Source organism: Faecalibacillus intestinalis (assembly GCF_003024685.1).
Taxonomy (GTDB): Bacteria; Bacillota_I; Bacilli_A; order Erysipelotrichales; family Coprobacillaceae; genus Faecalibacillus; species Faecalibacillus intestinalis.
In genome coordinates, this window is sequence record NZ_PYLQ01000004.1 from 56147 (window position 1) to 73833 (window position 17687).

Annotated in this window: 22 protein-coding genes; 7 read left to right on the forward strand and 15 right to left on the reverse strand. The window is 26.7% G+C overall.

The genetic code is table 11. The features are described from left to right. Positions 1 to 36: 36 nt before the first annotated feature. From spo0A to efp, 12 genes are all read right to left on the reverse strand, one after another. Positions 37 to 840, reverse strand: a complete 804-nt coding sequence (gene spo0A, locus C7U54_RS04375; protein WP_022001570.1) for a sporulation transcription factor Spo0A — start codon at positions 838 to 840, stop codon at positions 37 to 39. Between the two features lie 263 nt (positions 841 to 1103). Then, positions 1104 to 2072, reverse strand: coding sequence for a SpoIVB peptidase S55 domain-containing protein (locus tag C7U54_RS04380; RefSeq protein ID WP_107029437.1), 969 nt, complete (start codon positions 2070 to 2072; stop codon positions 1104 to 1106). Between the two features lie 56 nt (positions 2073 to 2128). Next, positions 2129 to 3775: a DNA repair protein RecN gene (gene recN / locus C7U54_RS04385; RefSeq protein ID WP_107029511.1), complete on the reverse strand. Its 1647-nt coding sequence runs from the start codon at positions 3773 to 3775 to the stop codon at positions 2129 to 2131. A gap of 15 nt (positions 3776 to 3790) precedes the next feature. Continuing rightward, the gene (locus C7U54_RS04390) at positions 3791 to 4591 is read right to left on the reverse strand and encodes a TlyA family RNA methyltransferase (RefSeq protein ID WP_107029438.1); all 801 of its coding nucleotides are present in this window, start codon (positions 4589 to 4591) and stop codon (positions 3791 to 3793) included. Continuing rightward, positions 4572 to 6455, reverse strand: a complete 1884-nt coding sequence (gene dxs, locus C7U54_RS04395; protein ID WP_107029439.1) for a 1-deoxy-D-xylulose-5-phosphate synthase — start codon at positions 6453 to 6455, stop codon at positions 4572 to 4574. Before dxs ends, C7U54_RS04390 begins: the two co-directional genes overlap by 20 nt. Further along, a complete protein-coding gene (locus C7U54_RS04400; RefSeq protein ID WP_107029440.1) occupies positions 6456 to 7304 on the reverse strand; it encodes a polyprenyl synthetase family protein in 849 nt (282 codons plus the stop codon). It lies immediately after the preceding gene. Further along, the gene (gene xseB, locus C7U54_RS04405) at positions 7297 to 7524 is read right to left on the reverse strand and encodes an exodeoxyribonuclease VII small subunit (RefSeq protein WP_107029441.1); all 228 of its coding nucleotides are present in this window, start codon (positions 7522 to 7524) and stop codon (positions 7297 to 7299) included. Before xseB ends, C7U54_RS04400 begins: the two co-directional genes overlap by 8 nt. Before the next feature lie 5 nt (positions 7525 to 7529). Continuing rightward, positions 7530 to 8861: an exodeoxyribonuclease VII large subunit gene (gene xseA, locus C7U54_RS04410; RefSeq protein ID WP_233544682.1), complete on the reverse strand. Its 1332-nt coding sequence runs from the start codon at positions 8859 to 8861 to the stop codon at positions 7530 to 7532. Beyond that, positions 8848 to 9246 (reverse strand): transcription antitermination factor NusB, encoded by a 399-nt coding sequence (gene nusB, locus C7U54_RS04415; protein ID WP_107029442.1) that lies wholly within the window; start codon positions 9244 to 9246, stop codon positions 8848 to 8850. The genes xseA and nusB overlap by 14 nt, the downstream gene beginning before the upstream one ends. A 94-nt stretch (positions 9247 to 9340) precedes the next feature. Then, complete coding sequence (locus C7U54_RS04420) at positions 9341 to 9655, reverse strand: Asp23/Gls24 family envelope stress response protein (protein ID WP_107029443.1); 315 nt, start codon at positions 9653 to 9655, stop codon at positions 9341 to 9343. Positions 9656 to 9726: 71 nt separating this feature from the next. Beyond that, the gene (locus C7U54_RS04425) at positions 9727 to 10185 is read right to left on the reverse strand and encodes a SpoIIIAH-like family protein (RefSeq protein ID WP_158562037.1); all 459 of its coding nucleotides are present in this window, start codon (positions 10183 to 10185) and stop codon (positions 9727 to 9729) included. Positions 10186 to 10258: 73 nt separating this feature from the next. Next, positions 10259 to 10816: an elongation factor P gene (gene efp / locus C7U54_RS04430; RefSeq protein WP_022001559.1), complete on the reverse strand. Its 558-nt coding sequence runs from the start codon at positions 10814 to 10816 to the stop codon at positions 10259 to 10261. A 174-nt stretch (positions 10817 to 10990) separates the two neighbouring features. Here efp and C7U54_RS04435 point away from each other — a divergent pair, with 174 nt between their 5' ends. The 7 genes from C7U54_RS04435 to C7U54_RS04465 are packed head-to-tail and all read left to right on the forward strand — an operon-like array spanning position 10991 to position 14616. Then, positions 10991 to 11950, forward strand: coding sequence for an ATPase, T2SS/T4P/T4SS family (locus tag C7U54_RS04435; protein WP_107029445.1), 960 nt, complete (start codon positions 10991 to 10993; stop codon positions 11948 to 11950). Next, positions 11940 to 12941: a type II secretion system F family protein gene (locus tag C7U54_RS04440; RefSeq protein WP_022001557.1), complete on the forward strand. Its 1002-nt coding sequence runs from the start codon at positions 11940 to 11942 to the stop codon at positions 12939 to 12941. The genes C7U54_RS04435 and C7U54_RS04440 overlap by 11 nt, the downstream gene beginning before the upstream one ends. 20 nt (positions 12942 to 12961) lie before the next feature. Further along, positions 12962 to 13273, forward strand: coding sequence for a competence type IV pilus major pilin ComGC (gene comGC / locus C7U54_RS04445; RefSeq protein ID WP_022001556.1), 312 nt, complete (start codon positions 12962 to 12964; stop codon positions 13271 to 13273). Next, on the forward strand, positions 13260 to 13667 hold the full coding sequence (comGD, locus tag C7U54_RS04450; RefSeq protein WP_022001555.1) for a competence type IV pilus minor pilin ComGD: 408 nt from the start codon (positions 13260 to 13262) through the stop codon (positions 13665 to 13667). Before comGC ends, comGD begins: the two co-directional genes overlap by 14 nt. Next, the gene (locus C7U54_RS04455; protein ID WP_022001554.1) at positions 13654 to 13878 is read left to right on the forward strand and encodes a type II secretion system protein; all 225 of its coding nucleotides are present in this window, start codon (positions 13654 to 13656) and stop codon (positions 13876 to 13878) included. Before comGD ends, C7U54_RS04455 begins: the two co-directional genes overlap by 14 nt. Then, entirely contained in the window at positions 13854 to 14264 is a 411-nt protein-coding gene (locus tag C7U54_RS04460; RefSeq protein ID WP_022001553.1) for a prepilin-type N-terminal cleavage/methylation domain-containing protein, read from the forward strand. The genes C7U54_RS04455 and C7U54_RS04460 overlap by 25 nt, the downstream gene beginning before the upstream one ends. Beyond that, entirely contained in the window at positions 14245 to 14616 is a 372-nt protein-coding gene (locus tag C7U54_RS04465; protein WP_022001552.1) for a hypothetical protein, read from the forward strand. The genes C7U54_RS04460 and C7U54_RS04465 overlap by 20 nt, the downstream gene beginning before the upstream one ends. 9 nt (positions 14617 to 14625) lie before the next feature. Here the strand turns inward: C7U54_RS04465 and C7U54_RS04470 are convergent, their stop codons facing one another. The 3 genes from C7U54_RS04470 to C7U54_RS04480 form a co-directional block, all read right to left on the reverse strand. Then, positions 14626 to 15243, reverse strand: coding sequence for an MBL fold metallo-hydrolase (locus C7U54_RS04470; RefSeq protein WP_022001551.1), 618 nt, complete (start codon positions 15241 to 15243; stop codon positions 14626 to 14628). A gap of 33 nt (positions 15244 to 15276) precedes the next feature. Then, positions 15277 to 15426, reverse strand: coding sequence for a 50S ribosomal protein L33 (gene rpmG / locus C7U54_RS04475; RefSeq protein ID WP_022001550.1), 150 nt, complete (start codon positions 15424 to 15426; stop codon positions 15277 to 15279). Between the two features lie 72 nt (positions 15427 to 15498). Beyond that, positions 15499 to 17634, reverse strand: a complete 2136-nt coding sequence (locus tag C7U54_RS04480; protein ID WP_107029447.1) for a penicillin-binding transpeptidase domain-containing protein — start codon at positions 17632 to 17634, stop codon at positions 15499 to 15501. Positions 17635 to 17687: the final 53 nt, after the last annotated feature.

Below are 17687 nucleotides of genomic sequence, written 5' to 3' on the forward strand. Positions count from 1 at the left end.
AACTCACTCCCTTAGCAACATTGTAACATATTTTAATTATAAATAGTGCCCTTTATTTGCTAATGCTGTTTTATGTGCTAATCTCAATTTATCGGCAATCATTGCAATAAATTCAGAATTTGTTGGTTTAGATTTGGAAGCAGATACTGTGTATCCAAAGATATCATCAATGGCCTCAGTATTTCCTCTATTCCATGCAACTTCGATTGCATGTCGGATAGCTCTTTCTACTCTTGAAGAAGTGGTATTATAATTTCTTGCAATTTCTGGATATAGTACTTTCGTTACTTGACCTAAAATATCAATATTATCATATGTTTTCATAATTGCTGTTCTTAAATACATATATCCTTTTATATGAGCAGGAATACCCACTTCATGTAAAATTTCTGTGATTTCATTTTCGATTTTAACTTTTTGAATTTTTTCAGTTTCATTAACATGAGTCTCATTGATTTTTATCTCATCTGAAAAAACACGTTTAATAACATCCATAAAATAATTAAAATCAAAAGGAATTTTAAAACAATAGCTTACATTTAATTTTTCTAGTGCATTACTTATCAATGGACTAGTAAAACTTGTAATACATACAACTTTTTGATAAGCATTTTTGTTGACTTCATTCACTTTCTCTAATACTCCGACACCATCAATATCAGTGAGCATCAGATCAATAACTAATAAATCACAATTGTTTGTTTTAAAAAAAGTAATTGCATCGCCTGCACTATTAGCAGTACCTACAATTTGATAATTGGAAAATTTTTCAAATTGTTGTGCTATACCTTCTAACAGTTCATGATTTTCCACAATAATAAAGATTTTCTTTTTTTCCATAATTACCTCCCATCCACTACCAACAACCATATTATATAAAGTATTCTAATTTATGTTTAGATTTTAGATAAAAAATAACATAAATTTATAAATTTAATAACTAATATTTAGCATTTTTAAAAATATATCTACATTTTTCTTGAATATTTTTTATTATTTGTCGAATTTTAGAAAAATAAGAAATAAAAATTATTACATGTTTTGTTAAAAATAAGATAAAATTAGTATTATTTTTTATAAAAGCCATGTCAAAAACATGGCTTTTATTCATTATCTATCATCCATTGTATATACATGCCATACCCTTCCAATATTTCTGATTTACTTGCATGTGTAACACAACCTATTAATTTGTTATTTTGAATGATCGGAGAACCACTCATACCTTGAATAATACCATGACATTGTTCTATGATTTTTTGATCTGTAACAATAAATTTTATTCCTTTTTCCATAGGTTTATCTTGTTTTAATAGATCAGTAATTTTTATCTTACATTTTTCTACATTATTTTCATTTAAAACCGTAAGAAAATAGGCATCTCCTAATTTAACTTCATCTATGGTAGCAGTTTTATAAACATTTTTATTTGGAAGATTATTAATTTTCCCATAAACGCCAAAATTATTATTTTTTTCTATCTCACCTATAGATTGATTATCAATATTACCAATTTTTTGACCTATATTGTATGACTCGGTTTTCTTTATACCTTTTATGGAAGCAGAATACAGTGAACCATCACTTATATCAAGATCATCATCAACCATATTGTGCCCTAAACAAGCAAATTTTCCTGTATTTAATTGATAATAGGTAACAGTTCCTATTCCTTTAGCACAATCTTTTACATATAACCCTGTACTAAATTCAGCATTATTTTTATAAATTTTCATAGTTTTATGATAAATATTCGATGCCCTTTTTATTGTGAATTCTAAATTACTTGTATTGCAATTTTTTATAATATTTGTTAAATCATCAATTGTTTTAACATTTTTCTTATCAACACTGGTAATAATATCATTAATTTCAAAATAATTAGATGGATCAATAATTTCATTGTCAACTTTTATTTTATAGAAACCAGTAATGCAAACACCATCATAATTTAATATTATTCCAACAGATTCTCCTCCAATTAAAACATCAATTGCATTAATAGGTACTATCATTAATATAATAGATAGACAACAGGTATAGAAGGATATTTTAAGCTTTTTAAAAAGCATAGATACCTCCTGTAGCTTTTTTTGCTACAACATATTTTGGTATCTATGCTTTAATTTTATACACTTATTTCTTTCAATTTTTTTGCATGGTCTATAGATTGTTGTGTAATTTCTTTACCAGAAATCATTTTGGCTAATTCATAAACACTTTCTTTTTCATTAAGCAATCTTACATGTACTTTACTTGTGTTATCCATTTGCTCTTTTTCAATAAACAAATGGTTATTAGCAAAACATGCGACTTGAGCTAAATGTGTAATACAAATAACTTGTTGTTTTTTTGAGATTTTTTTCATAACGTGCCCAATGCTTTCAGCAACTTTACCGCTGACTCCTGTATCTGCTTCATCAAAGATGATTGTACCGCCATCTTTTGAATTTTGTGAAACAGCTTTAATTGCTAGCATAATACGTGATAATTCTCCACCCGAAGCAATTTTTTGAAGTGGTTGAAGTGGTTGACCACTATTTGTTGAAACAACAATTTTAACATTATCTATTCCGTTATCATTAAAATCATTAATTTGAAAATCAAATTTAAATTGAACTTGTTGAAGATACATTTGATTTAAAATATATTTTACTTCTTTTTCTAATTCTAATGCTTTATTTTTTCTTAAAATAGAAATTTTTTTAGCATAGTAAATTAATTGATTCTCTGTTTCTTTAAGTTTTAAATTGATATTTTCAATCATTTGATCTCTATTTTTGAATAATTTTATTTTTTCTATTAAACTATTTTTAAAATCAATAATAGCATCAATTGTTTGGCCATATTTACGTTTAAGCTTGTTTAATTTGAAAAAGGTATCTTGCACTTCATTATAACGTTCTTCACTAAAGTATGATTGAGAAAATTGATCATAAATATCTTGATTTATACCATCTACTGTATAATAAAGATCATATAGTTGATCATAATTGTGCTTAATATCATCAATTTCGAGATATGAAAGTTCGTTTAAACTTTGTTTGAAGAGATCCATTATTCCTTTTGAAGAATCCATTAATGCTTTATAGTTTTTAATATGTTGAGAATTTTTTTCATAATTTAATAGATTATTTCTCTCTTTTAAAAACTCTTCTTCATCAAAATTTTCTAAATCTAATTCTTCTATTTCTTCTAATTGAGCTAAATAAAAATCTAATTGTTCATCAGTTAATTCTTCTTTTGTTAAAGAAAGGTATTTTTGATTTAGATTTTTATACGTTTGATAAAGAGTAAGATATTCTTTTTTTAAATCAATTAATTCATTTCCAATAAAATTATCTAATAGCTTTAAATGATAGGATTCATTAAATAATTGATGTGTTTCAAATTGAGAATGTATGTCTACAATTTGTGACATTATTTTTTTTAATAATAATTGACTAGAATTACGATAATTAATTTTGATTGCTGATTTACCATCGTGATTAATTTTTTTTGAAATAACAAGATGCTCATCAATGGGAAAATTATTATCCAATAAAATTTTATCTATTTCTTTATTAGAAGAAAAAACACCTTCAATAAATGCATAATCAGCCCCATTTTTTACAAATGATGGTTGACTACGTTGACCTATCAATTGACCAATAGCATCAATGATAATTGATTTCCCTGCACCTGTTTCTCCAGTTAACACTGTCATTCCTGATTGAAAGTCTATTTGAACTTGATCAATGATTGCAAAATTTTCTATATATAAACTTTCTATCATAGTATCACCCATCCTTTATCCTTTAAAACAAATATGTGCTTCATTTACAACATTTTCAATATCAATAGGATTATTTACTCCACCAACTTTAAAATGAGCTAAAAACTCAATATTACCTTCTCCACCGGTAATTGGAGAAAAAGACAATGCTTGTAAGCTCAAATGACATTCATTTGCATACGTAATGACATTTTCGATAACCTTTAAATGTGTTTTAGGGTCTTTTACAATTCCCTTTTTCCCAACTTCATCTTTTCCTGCTTCAAATTGAGGCTTGATCAACGCTACAATATCATCATTTTCGTTTAATATATCTTTAAGAGGGATAAAAATATGTTTCAAAGAAATAAAAGAAACATCAATCGTTGCAATATTAGGTATCCCATTTTCAAACAAATCACGGTTAGCATATCTAAAATTCGTTTTTTCTTTAACAATAACTCGTGGATCATTTCTTAATTTCCAAACAAGTTGATTCGTACCTACATCTACAGCATAAACACATTGTGCACCATTTTGAAGAGCACAATCTGTAAATCCTCCTGTTGAAGAACCAATATCAACCATAACACGATTTTGCATTGAAATATCAAATATTTTTAGTGCTTTTTCTAATTTTAAACCGCCTCTAGAAACATAGGGCATAACCGTTCCCTTTACAAAAAGCTCCATATCTACAGGGACTTTTGTACCAGGTTTATCAATAATTTCATGATCATTATGAACTATTCCAGCCATAATAGCACGTTTTGCTTTTTCACGCGAGTCAAAGAATCCTTGTTCTACTAGTAATACATCAATTCTCTTTTTTTCCATTCATTAATTCCTCACATTTATTTATAACAGTATCTAAATCAATTTTTTCATCATCATATATTTCTTGTACAGATCCTTGCTTTGAATAATGATCTGCAAGTGCAATATGTTCAAAAGTTCTTAAAATATGTTTTTCATTACAATAAGTCAATAATATCGAACCTAATGATCCTGTTTTTAAAATAGTTTCATATACAAGAATCGGTTTATCATTTTCAGTAAATATTTTATGTACCATATCTTCATCTATAGGCTTAATAAATCTCGCATTTATAATTCTAATATTTAAATGTTTACTTTTGATTATTGTTTTTATCTTTTCAACATTATCACCATAACAAATTAAAGTCATTTTATAGTCATCTTTACAAGATTCAATAGTCCAGGTACCTAATTCTAATTGATTATTATAATCAACTTTTATATCATCAATACTTCCTCTAGGTATTCTAATAAAATAAGGTTTATTAAAATTATGAAATGCTGTATTTACAAATTGACGAAGTTCTCTAGCATCTTTAGGAGCAAAAAGAACGATGTTAGGAATAGGTGATAAAATACTTACATCAAATACCCCATGATGCGTTGGGCCATCTTCTCCTACAATACCTGCACGATCAATACTGCAAAGACATGGTAAATCCATTCTAGCAATATCATGATTAATTTGATCATAAGCTCTTTGTAAAAAAGAAGAGTAGACAGAAATAAAAGGTTTTTTTTGAGAAATAGATAAACCTGCTGTAAAAGTAAGAGCATGCTCTTCAGCAATTCCTACATCAAAACATCTTTCTGGGAATACTTTAAATAAATTATTCATTGCAGATCCCTTAATCATTGCAGGAGTAATTGAAACAATATCCTTATCAATTTTCATCCATTGTAAAACCTGATCAGATATAATTTCCGACCATGATTTTTTTGAAGGATTTCCAGAAGAAAGCACACGGCCACTTTTTAGATTAAATGGTGGAGTTCCATGCCATTTACCTTCTTGATCATTTTCAGCAAATGAATAACCTTTTCCTTTTTCAGTAACAACATGTACAACGACACTCTTTTTATTCTTTTGTGCAAGTTGCAATACTCTTATCAATTCAACAATATTATGTCCATCCACCGGACCTAAATAATCAATACCAAAGTCTTCAAAAATAGTATCATTTATAAAACCTCTTTTTACAAAGTCTTTAATATATTTTGTAGCTTTATAAACACCTTCTCCTAATTTCCCATGTTGTAAAATCGAACGATAGTCATCTTTCATTTTATTATATGTATTAGACATACGCACATTATTTAGAAAGTTGTTCATACCACCAATGCTTTTAGAGATTGACATTTGATTATCATTTAAAATTAAAATTACTTTATTATTAATTGAACCAAGATGATTTAAAGCTTCTAAAGATTCGCCGCCTACAATAGCTCCATCGCCTACTACAGGAACAACGCTAAAACTTTCTTTATTTAAGTCTCTTGCAATTGCCATTGCTACAGCTGCCGAAAGAGCTGTAGAAGAATGACCAGCCTCCCAAACATCATGTTTACTTTCACAACGTTTTTGAAAGCCTGATAAACCATTGAATTTTCTTAAATGTGTAAAATCTTTTGCACGTCCTGTTAAAATTTTATGAACATAACATTGATGTCCTACATCAAAAAATATTTTATCTTCAGGTGAGTTAAACACATAATGCAAAGCAATAGTTAATTCAACAATTCCTAAATTACTTGATAAATGTCCACCTGTTTGAGAAACAGATTCAATAATAAATTGGCGAATATCCTTTGCTAAGTCATTCAATTCCTTTTCTGTTAATTCTTTTAAAAAAGAAGGACCTTTAATTTTTGTTAAATCCATTTATCTCACTCTTTTCCATAATTTTTCAATAATTTCCAAAATCAATCCATGATTTAGTGTTAAAGAATACACAAGTTGCTGAGCTTCATTAAATAGTAAATCAACTTCTTTTTGAGAATTTTCAATTCCTAAAAGTGTAACATAAGTTTCTTTATGATTTGCTTCGTCACTTCCTGTATTTTTACCCAATGTTTTGGCATCAGATGTCACATCTAAAATATCGTCTTGAATTTGAAATGCTAAGCCAATTTTATAACCTATTTGTTTTAAAATTTCTAAATCGTTTGGTGAGGCAATTAAAGCCCCCATTTGAAAGGCACAAGATAATAATTTTCCTGTTTTATAATGGTGAATTTTATCTAATGTTTCTTTTGAAAGCTTTTTATCTTCATTTTCAATATCATATTCTTGTCCTAAAATCATCCCATTTATACCACTTGATGTATATAAACAAGAAACAAGTGAAAGTTTTAATGAATCATCTAGATTGGTTTGTAAAATGATGTTTACTGCTTCATTAAGAAGACCATCTCCTGCTAAAATTGCTGTTGCTTCACCAAATTGTTTATGGCATGTTGGTTTTCCACGTCTTAAATCATCATTGTCCATTCCAGGTAAATCATCATGGATCAATGAATAAGTGTGTATCATTTCTAATGCACAAGCAATATCAATATACTTTCTATAATCAAGACCATATGCTCTAATCACTTGTAAAACAATTAATGGTCTAATTCGCTTTCCCCCTGCTTTTAAAGAATAATACATAGCTTCCTTAACCTTACTATCAGGATATTGAGATAAAATATTTTCAAGTCTTTGATTAATTTCATTTATAACATTATTCATTATTTTCTACCTCTACATCAAAATCTTCTAATTGACCATCAATAAGTATTTTAGAAACTTTATTTTCTACATTTCCTAATTTTTTTGAACAATATCGAGAAAGCTGTACGCCTTCTTGAAAAAGTTCAACACTATCATCTAAAGATGTTTCGTTATTTTCTAATAAATCGACAATTTCTTCTAATCGTTTTATTGCCTGTTCGAATGTCATTTTTTCCATATACATTACTCCTTATAAATCGTTGCTTTAACGTAACCGTCTTTTAAATAGATAGAAACATTATCTTCATTATTTAAATCATCTATACTTGAAACATATTGATTTTCTTTTTTTACTAAAGCATAGCCCCTTTCTAACGTTTGTAAAGGACTTAATGCATTTAATTTAGAAATCAACATACTTAAGTTATTTCGATTGGCTTTAAGTTTGTTATGAAAATTTATTTTTAATAAATTTTCATATGTTTGAATCTTTTGTTGATAATGACTTACAAATACTTTATTTTGAGATTGTAATTGTAAATTAAGTTTTGTATAAATAACCATATTATTATTTAAACGTTTTTCCATGAAATTAGAAATTTTATCTTGTAAATAAGAAACATATTGTAAGTGATCACCATATAGTTTTTCAGGATTTTTAAATAAATAAAAGTGTGTTAAGCGATTTATTCTTGTATTCAATGTTTCAATTTTATACTTCATATTTGATTTTAAAAGACCATCTAACATTGATAAATGCTTATACATATCTTCTATATTAGGTGTGGCTTCAATAGCTGCATAAGTAGGTGTTAACGCTCTTAAATCACATACATAATCACATATTGTAAAATCTGTTTCATGCCCTATTCCACAAATAATAGGTGTTTTTAATTCAAAAATTGTTCTTGCTAATGCTTCTTCATTAAAATTCCATAAATTCTCTAACGAGCCACCACCTCGTGCCAAAATAATGGTATTAAAGTGAAGTTCATCTACGAATTTCAAAGTTGAAATAATTTTAAAATATGCGTCTTTCCCCTGTACAGGTATAGGAAAAATGATAACTCTACACACAGGAAAACGTTTTTTTAAAGTACGCATTACATCCATTAATGCAGCACTAGGATATGCTGATAAAACAGCAATTTTGCTAGGGTAAGAAGGAATATTTTTTTTATATTTTTCATCAAACAAACCTTCTTGTAGTAATGATTTTTTCAAATTCTCAAATTTTAAAAATAATGAACCTAGTCCATCAGGTTCAATATTTTTAACTATTAATTGATTATATCCTGTAACTGCATAAACAGAAACAGTTGCTTCTATTAAAACTGAATCACCATTTTTTACATCAAAATTTAATTGTTCAGCAAATCCTTTATACATAATCGCACTAATATGTGATTTACCATCTTTTAGTGTAAAATACAAATGACCAGAACTCATATTTCTTTTAAAATTAGATATTTCACCCTTGATGAAGACATGCTGTAATTGCATATCAACATCTATTTTTCGCTTTAAATAGTTATTTAAAGCAGAAACTGTTATATATTTTTTATCCAATGGCACCTAAAACTCCATTAATAAATTTATAAGCATCTTCATCACAGTATTTTTTTGCTAATTCAACTGCTTGATTAATTGAAATTTCTTTAGAAACTTCATTTCGTTCATAAATAGCTACATAAAGAATTGCTTTTTCCATCATAGAAAGACGATCAATTGACCATGATTTTTTCAAATTCTTTTCAATAAGAGGCACATATTCATCAATACGTTCAATCGTATTGAAAACAATTTCTTTACAAAGTTCAATTTCTCTTTCATCCATTCTTGGTTTATAACATTCGTTTAAATAATTCATAATTTCTTCTTCTGTTGAATTTGTTAAAAGATATTGGTAAACTGCAATAACAGCTTTTTCTCTAATTAATTTTTTTCTTACTTTTTCCATACACATTTCCTTCCAAAATATATTCATATTCTATCATAGTTTCTTACGAAATTAAATAAATAAACACAATAAAAAAGGAATTGCTAGACAATCCCTAGAATTTAATTTTATTGACATTAACATTCACTTTAACATTTCTAAAGCCAATATATCTATCAATAGCATTTACAACTTCGTTTTGAATTTCACTAACAACTTTTCCAACATTAAGCCCATAATCAATGACAATGTCAATACCGATGATTACTTGATTATGATCATTGATTTCAATATTTACAGAACTTTTCCCACCATCAAAATCAATTCCGTTTATTTTACTCACTTCATGATTAGTAATTGCTTGAAAAACAGATAATTCAATATATTGTTCACCTAAATTATTTTTCTTTTCTACTGTATAGTATTCCATAAAATTACTCCTTTATATCTCTATACCTTATTTTATCTAAAAATCATTGATTATTCAAGTTAGAAGTATCATTAGTCTTCTACAAATTTAACTTCAATGATATATCCATTATATTTATTATGAATATGCTTGATGATTTTATTAGCATCTTTCGAAGTTGCATCTTTTAATTTTACAACTACTTTCATGTGTCCACCATCAATCTCACAAAAACATTCTTTATACCCTTTATCAGTTAATAACTGACAGATATCTTTTTCATTTTTTATAATTGCTTTTGTTTTTTCATTAGAAGTAAGTGCTGTTGAAATTTCTTTTTCAGATGCTTTTGAAGAGGAAATTACCGTATTATTGTCATTAATTTTATTTTCATGATTTTTATTAAGTTCACTTTGTAAAATTTCTATTCTGCTTAATGATTTTTTTGAGACTGTGTCATCTTGATCAATTGGTGGTACTAATAAATAATAAATTGATAAAACAAGAATCAATGTAAATAATGATAAAAATGTTATAGCTTGTTTATTCATGAACATCCCCTCATTACCTACTATATGCAATCCCGTTTTAGAATATGAAAAAACACTAGGTTTTGTCCTAGTGCTAAGCTCTGCCTGAATATTTTCCTTCAGCAGTTGAAATAACGACCATTTCTCCTTCATTAATAAATAAAGGGACTTTGATTTGGAATCCAGTTTCTAAAACAGCATTTTTTGTTGCTCCAGTTGCTGTATCTCCTTTAACCGCTTGTTCTGCTTCAGTAATTTGTAAAGTAACTTTATCAGGTAATTGTACACCTAATACTTCACCTTCAAAACTTCTAATCGTTGCTGTATCACTTTCTTTTAAGAAATTCTTTTCCCATTCTAAATTTTCAGCTGGAATTTCAATTTGTTCATATGTTTCTCCATCCATAAATACAAATGCATCCCCTGTATTATACAAGTATTGCATTTCTTTTTTATCGATTTGTGCTCTTTTTACTTTATCATTTCCACCGAATGTCATTTCAGTAGTAGATCCAGTACGTAAGTTTTTCATTTTAACTTTAATATTTGCTGCTGCTCTGGCAGTTTTATTATGAGAATAATCTAATACTACAAATAAATTTCCATCCATTTGAAAAGTAACACCTGGTTTTAAATCACTAACGTTAATCATAATAATCTCCTTTTTAATAATATCCTTGTTGATTGTAACAAAAAATTATTATGAATGGAATAGTTTTTTTGTTTTTACAATCGATATTCTTACTATTTATATTTTTTGAAAAAAATCAACTTTAAAAAAAGAAATTTAAGAATAAATTGTCTATATAATAATAGGAGGATTTTTATGGAGGAACTATTTGAACAGATTATTTATCAAGCTATTAAAAAAAATGTAAGTGATATTCATTTACAATGTACAGAGAAAGGAGTGATTAAATTTAGGATTTGTGGGGAACTACTTACTTATGAAACCTATGAAAAAACAAATATTATTCAATTAATGAATTATATTCGTTTCATTTCTAAAATCGATTTAAATTATTACCGTAAACCTCAAACAGGACATTATGTGTATGTTTTAAATAATAAAAAATATAACTTAAGAATTTCCTCACTTATTGGAAAAGATATGGATTCCATTGTTATTCGTATCCTAAATAATCATCAAAAATTATCATTAGAAAATATTAGTAAAGATATTCATGTTTATCAATTTTTAAAACAGATTGTCCAAAAGGATAGCGGATTATTTGTAATAAGTGGTGCAACTGGCTCTGGGAAATCTACAACATTATATGCTATTTTAGATACAATTAATAAGATGTATAAAAAAAATATTATTACACTAGAGGATCCTATTGAAATCAATAAAGATTATTGTTTGCAAATTGAAATTGATGACAGAAAAGGTATCAGCTATCATGAATCGTTAAAACAAATATTAAGACATGACCCAGATGTCATAATGGTCGGTGAAGTACGTGATGAAAAGACAGCTCAATTAGCACTTACATGTGCTTTAACTGGACATCTTGTACTAACAACTATTCATGCAAGTAATTGTATAAATACGATTAAAAGATTAGAAAACTTAAACATTTCATCTCTTGATTTAGAAGACGTTCTTCTTGGTATCATGACACAAAAAATGCGTTTTAACGATAAAAAAGAAGTATTTATTTTAAGTGAATACATTGATCAAAAAAATTTATTAAAATATTTTGATCGAAAGAAAATAGATTACTATGATTTTTCAAAAGCTGCATGCACATTAAAAAATGTAGGTGTTTTAAATGAAAAATAAATTACTTAGTTTTATTGATCTACTTATTTTTTTCTTTAATCAAGGATATTCATTACAAGAAACGCTTGATTTTTGCAGTTTGCTTAACTATGAAAAAGAAGTAAAGGAAATAAAGAACTATTTAAATCAAGGTCTTTCTCTTGACGAAATTTTTATAATGCTTCCCTTTCCTACTCTATTTAAAGAATATTATTCATTTTTTAAAAATGAATTCACATTAGAAACTGCATTAAAAAAGTCAATTGAAATTTGCAAAAAAAGAGATGAGTATAAAAATATTTTTTTAAAAAAATTGGCATATCCAATTATATTGCTTATTTTCTTATTTGTTTTTTCTATTTTTACTGTTTTTTACTTATTACCACAGGTTGAAATTTTATTTAACGATTTTGATATTCAAAAATCATTTATTATTCAATGTCTATTTGTATTATTACATGCAATTCCTATTTTTTTAACACTAATTACTATAATAAATATTATTTTAATGATATTTATCTATCAAAGCATTGCAAAACAAAAATTCAATCAGATAGATTTTTTGATTAATCACACACATTTTATTAAAAAATTGATTTGTAAGTATTATTCGTTAAAGTTTGCAATTTATTATAATGAATTACTCATACAGCACTATGATACAACATCCATTATTGAAACTTTATATGATAAAATAACTGATAGTGATATTAAAATGATTGTTTATGAACTTTATCGTTTAATTGTAAATGGTCATGATTTTAATTTAGCAGTTAATGATTTTCCTTACTTTTCAGATGATTTTAAAAAATTTATATCTATTATTCAAAATAGTCATGAAAACCAAAGTTTAGAAAATTATATCCAACTTACATTTATGCAATTAAATCAATTTGTTTCTAAATTTATAAAAATCATAGTTCCATTGATTTATGGTTTTGTTGCTACATTTGTAATTGTTGTGTATGTTTCAATAATAATTCCTATGATGAATGTTGTCTCAAATTTATAAAAAGGAGGATTATAAGGATTATGAATTCTAATAAAAAAGGTTTTACACTCATTGAAATGATTTTTTGTATTTCTGTAATACTAGTTATTTTACTGCTTGTTATTCCAAATGTTACAAGTAAAAATCGTTTAGTAAAAGAAAAAAGTTGTGATGCGCAAATTGAAGTTGTTAACTCACAAATCATTTTGTACGAAATCGAGCATGGAGAATTACCAACTAGTATGTCTCAATTAACTTCTGGCAGCCATCCTTATTTAAAGGAAAAACAAGCTGTTTGTCCTTCAGGACTTGCCATAAGAATAAGTGATGGTGAAGCCTATGTTTCAAAATAAAGGATTTACTTTGATTGAAATGTTGTTAGTAATATCTATTATATTAACATTGTCAGTACTTTCATTCCCTTTTATGAATACAAAAACAATTTATATAACGGATGAATGTGTAAAAAAACAAATAGAAATGATTATTAATCAGGCTAAAAGTAAGGCAATAATTAGTCATGAAAAAGTTAGTTTAATTGTATCAAAACAAGAAATATCTTTTATTGATCATCAAAAAAAATACAGAGTAGTTTTACCTAATAATTATTTTTTCAATAATATTAAAGAAATATATTTCAATAAAGATGGCAATATAAATCAAGCAAATCATATTGATCTCATTGCACCCAAAAAGAAATATACCCTTATTTTTCATCTTGGAGCTGGTGATTATGAGTTTAAATAAAAAAGGTTTTACTTTGATTGAAAGTCTTTTTGCTTTTAGTATCTTTACTACTGTTATTATTCTATTAGTGTCTTTATATGTAACAAATTCAAAAACAAACATCAAAGTCAATCAAGAATACGAAACTTATCAGTCAAAGAAACAACAAATAGAATATACACTTAATTTAGATGAAGGAATAGAGACATGTCTAAAAAAGGCTTTACATTAGTAGAAGTATTATTGAGTTTATCTATCACATTACTTATTGTTTTAAACTGTTCATTACTAGTGAAAGTTTTAAAAATTTCTAATCAATCAAAATATATCGATACATCGCTAGAAAATGCAATATTTTCACTTAGTAATGAACTTATAACGGCTAAAAATATAGAATATGGTGATAGTTTAAGTTTTCTCGATGAAAATGACGATTCTCATAAAATAATACTACAAAATAAACGACTCGTTATTACACCTGGACATCATATTTTATATCATGACATTGATTCTGTATATTTTGAAAATACGAATGGATTTATCAAAATAAATTTAATGAGTAATAATAAAGAATATCAATTTATTGTAGGTAGTGATTATGAAAAAAAAGAAGAATAACGGAAATGTTCTACAAATCACCCTTATTTTATTGCTCATGCTTTCTCTTAATATATTTTCATTATGTCATTTGACAATTCTAAATAGTCAAGGTTTTCAATCTATGAAACAAACGAATGATATAAGACTACTTAAAAATATACTTATTGCAAATTATAAATACGAAAATCAAAATAGTATTTTATTAAGTAATTATTTAGAACTTGAAAATTACACAATTTCGTATACTGTTGATGATATGGGAGATTATTTTTTAATAGAAACAAGATTAAAAAATGATCGATATAAACTCAATATCACATTTTATCTTGAATTGGATAAAGAAAAAAATGTTATAAAAAAAGTAGAATAAATTGTTATTCTACTGAAGATATGGATTATTTAATTTTTCTTGTATTAAAGTTGTCAATTCACCGTGTCCAGGATATATTTCATAATCATCTTTTATTTCTTTGATTTTTTTTATACTATTTCTTGTGTCTGTTGAAGATGATGTTGGAAAATCAAATCTACCAATTCCATTTTTAAACAAAACATCTCCTGAAAAAATAACATGGTAATTTTTTAAGATGATAAAGCATGAACCAATTGTATGTCCTGGCAAATGTAAAAATTCAAAATGAAAGTCACCAATATCTATATTCTTATCAACAGCTGTTACTTTAGATTTAATTTTTAATTCACCGTAATAGTTAGATAAATTTAATTGATCATTGTAAATCATTTCATAATCATCTTGATGAATATAAACAGGGCAATTATATTTTTCTACTAATTCATCTATAGCTCCAATATGATCAAAGTGACCATGTGTTAATAAGATAGCAGTTAATTGTAAATTATTTTGTGTTAAATAATTTATAAGTAGCTCAGCCTTATCCCCTGGATCAATTAGAATCGAATGATTATTATTTTCTATCAAATAACAATTTGTTGACATTATTCCAAGTACAAATTTTTTAATAATTAATCTTTCCATAAAATATTCTCCAATAAAAAAATAAGCCTAAGCTTATTTTTTTTCTTTGTGTACAGTTTTTTTATTGCATCTAGGGCAATATTTATTTACTTCCATTCTATCTGGATGATTTCTTTTATTTTTAGTGTTGATATAATTTTCTTCTCCACATTCTGTACATTTTAAAATGATATTATCTCTCATGATTACACCTCCGCATCACTAAAACTTTCTTAAATATAATAACATATTAATTAATGAAATACTAGCATTTTTTTAATTTAAACCATATTTTTCTACATATTTATCAACAACTTGATGTGCAATAATTGGTGCAGATGAATCAGCACCCGATGAAGAACGATCTTCTCTAAATGCAATACTAGCAAATGCAACTAATGGTTTACTATCTTCTGTTGCTGAAATATAACCAATTTGTAGATGGTTTGGGTGGTCAACATTTGAATTACCATCATATTTTTCAGCTGTTCCTGTCTTACAATAAACAGCATATGGCTTTTCTGACCAATACGTATGTGATGTTCCATCTGTTCTTGTAACACATGCGCGCATTCCAGCTTTTATTTGTTTAAATGCATCTGCCTGTGAAGAAACATCATCTTGAATATTTGTTTTAAATTTATATGTTGTATATCTATTTCCTTCTCCATCACTTTTAAATGATTCAATAAGGAAATGAGGTTGAACTTTTTTACCCATATTAGCAAGGGTACATGTATATTGTGCCAATTGAATTGGAGTATATGTGTCATATTGTCCGATACATGCATCTAATAAATGCCCAGGGGCAGTATCTCTTCCTTTATATCCGTCACTTTCATTTGGAACATCCAATCCAGTTTTAACACCTAAACCTAATTCACCAAAATCCCTTCTGATAGTAGAGAGCGTTTTGACAAAACGATTGAGATCAACATTTAAAGCGCCATGAGGTACATATTCAACACCAGCTAACTTCATAGCAATTCTAAACATATAAACATTTGATGACCAAGCAAGCGCATCTATTTCATTAATATTTCCCATTGTTTTCCATGATTTTTTTGCTTTTGTAGAACCTTTAAACCAAAGCGGCTCATCTACAAAATAAGTATTAGGAACAATGATATTTTCTTTAAATCCTGTATATAATGTACCCGCTTTTGAAGTAGAACCAATTTCTACCGCTTCTAAAAAGTTACCTGTAGAAATATCTTTGACCTCACCAGTTTCTTTGTTAATTTCTTTAGCTGACATAACTAAAATTTCTCCATTATTAGGATTCATCATTACAAAATACATTTTATTGAAATAAGTATTAAAGCTATTACATGTCGTTAATTCATTAGTAATAAGTTCATCAGCAAAAGATTGTAACTCTAAATCAATAGATAAGCGAATGTTATCTCCTTTTTCACCATTAACATTATTTGTGATAATAGGATCACCATTACTATTATATTTAACAGAATATGATGAATTTGATGCTTTTAAAATATCTTCATATTGTTTTTCTAAACCACTTGTACCGACTCGTGAATTACCAGTATACCCTTTTGCAAGTAATTCTGTTTTTAATTCCGTAGGCAATCCTTGTCTTTTAGTTGTTAATTTTCCAACCAACGCGCCAAGTTGACCATCCACCATTGATTGACGAGACCACCCACTACTTATTTGAATACCTTTTAAAATATTTGTATTTTCTCCTATAACACTAGCTTCTTCGACTGTAATCCCTTCTACTAAAGTTACAGAACCTGTTTTACATCGTTTCATTAAATATTCAAAACGTGTTTGTTCTATTTCATCCTGTGTCATATTTTGATATATATATTCCATAGATAATTTAGAAACAATCAAATTGGTTTTTGCCTTAGAATAATCAGCATCATCAGGATTTTCTATTTTTAATTTTTTTAACTCTTTGTCACTTAACAAAGATTCTGCTAATTTTTCATGAGCAATAATAAAATAATCTTTTATATTTCTTTCAGTAATGTTATTAACGTTATTTTTAGAAAAGTCAATTGTAATTTTTTCACTTAAAAATTTTGCAATATACGTAATTTCTTTATCTGTAATTTTCTTAGGTGCATAATAATCAACACAAATAACATTTTGATTACCCATGATTTTTGTATAATTACGATCATAGATTTCTCCACGTGGTGCATCATTTGTATATGTTGTACTTCCATAAGTTTCCAGTTTAACTTCTAATGTATCAGCTTGAGTTAATTGTACATAAGCCAATCTAACAATTAAAATAAAAATTAAAACAAGTGTCACAGCAATTAATTCAATTAATCTTTTAGATACAATTATATCAGATTTACTATTTTGATATTTCTTTTCTTCATTAAATCCATGAAATCTTACAGTAGCAGTTTTTTTGTTAAAAAACTTTGGCATATTTTTCCTCCTTCCTTGAACAATTATATTATACTTTAGATTATTAGTAAATT